Consider the following 1,588-nt stretch of genomic DNA (forward strand, 5'->3'; position numbering starts at 1 on the left):
TGAGCGACCCGAGACATAGGTGACAGTTCGTACCGGACACATGGGTTACACTTTCCGCTTTTGTTCTGCGGGAGTGTAGATGCCGTGGAAAGCGAGTTCGGTAATGGAAGAGCGCCTTCGCTTTGTCGCCCGGCTGTTGGACGGGGAAGCCATGACGGATGTGTGCCGGGAGTTCGGCATCTCCCGCAAGACCGGCTACAAGATTTTCGATCGTTACAAGGAACACGGGCTCGAGGCGCTGAACGACCGCTCCCGACGGCCGGTTCGCTACGCCAACCAATTGCCGGCCCAGATCGAGACCCTGATTGTCCAGTTCAAGGCCGAGAAGCCGCATTGGGGTGCGCGCAAGATCCGCGAGTTGCTGGTGCGCCGGCTCGATGGCGATGTTCGCGTGCCGGCCAAAAGCACCATTCATGCGGTGCTCGATCGCCACGGCCTGGTCAAACGCGGCGGCGGACCGCGCCACCGTGCGCGCGGCACGCCGCTGTCGCAAGGGACGGCCCCCAATGATCTCTGGTGCGCCGACTTCAAGGGCGAGTTCAAGCTCGGCAATGGCCGCTACTGCTTTCCCTTGACGGTCAGCGATCACGCCTCGCGCTTCCTGTTGCTGAGCGAGGCGCTCGACTCGACGCGCGAAGACCCCGCCATAACCGCCTTCGAGCGCTTGTTCCACGAGCGCGGCCTGCCACTGGCCATTCGCTCCGACAACGGCGTGCCCTTTGCCAGCCCCAACGCCTTGTTCAATCTGTCGAAGCTTTCGGTCTGGTGGCTCCGGCTCGGCATTGCCATCGAGCGCATCAAGCCGGGCCATCCGCAGCAGAACGGCCGGCACGAGCGCATGCACCTCACCCTCAAAAAGGAAGCGACCCGCCCGCCAGGCTTCAACAGCCTGCAGCAGCAGGAACGCTTCGATGCCTTCGTGCACGAATTCAACACCGAGCGGCCCCATGAGGCACTCGGCATGAAGTGCCCCGCCGAGCTCTACACCGCTTCAACGCGCGTCTATGACGGCCTGCCCGAACTGACTTACCCCTTCCACGACCGCGACATTGTCGTCACCGCTTGCGGGCGGCTCTGCCTGCATCGCAAGAAGATCAACATCTCAACCGTGCTGGCCGGTCAGAAGCTCGGCATCAAGGAGGTCGACGAGGGCATTTGGCTCGTCAGCTTCATGCACTACGATCTCGGTTACTTCGATCTGGAGCAGAAAACCTTGCAGCCGCTCGACAACCCGTTCGGCCCGAAGCCCGTCACCGATGTCTCAGCTGCCACCGCAGCGCCCTGAGCGCGACGCGCTCTCGTGCATTCTTGGCATGGCAGGCCCTTTGCTTGGCTCCGCTGTCGCGGTCAACCCCCGAAGCCCACAGGGGCGCGGCACGCGCGGGGTTGACGGCGACAGCGCGAGCCAAGCAACAATGGCCAGGCCATGGATGCGTCTCGCCGGAACACAGCAGATCGCTGACCAGCGGCCTCAAACTGGATCGACTTTTGGAGTAAACGACTTTGAAACCCCTCGACAACCCGTTCGGCACGAGGTTGTCACCCATGTCTTAGGTACGACCTGTTACCTATGTCTCCGGTCTGGACA

General features: G+C 62.5%; 1 protein-coding gene. It reads left to right on the top strand.

Annotation, left to right across the window (positions count from 1 at the left end; translation table 11 throughout):
• The first annotated feature begins 79 nt into the window (after positions 1-79).
• Entirely contained in the window at positions 80-1,285 is a 1,206-nt protein-coding gene (locus AC0L3K_RS40545) for an integrase core domain-containing protein (protein ID WP_473368198.1), read from the top strand.
• The last annotated feature ends 303 nt before the right edge of the window (positions 1,286-1,588 follow it).

This window comes from Bradyrhizobium sp. MI1.10 (assembly GCF_055811035.1).

Bases quoted from the DNA above. Each gene is read 5' to 3' on its own strand.
- AC0L3K_RS40545 (WP_473368198.1), top strand. From the start codon at position 80: ATGCCGTGGAAAGCGAGTTCGGTAATGGAAGAGCGCCTTCGCTTTGTC.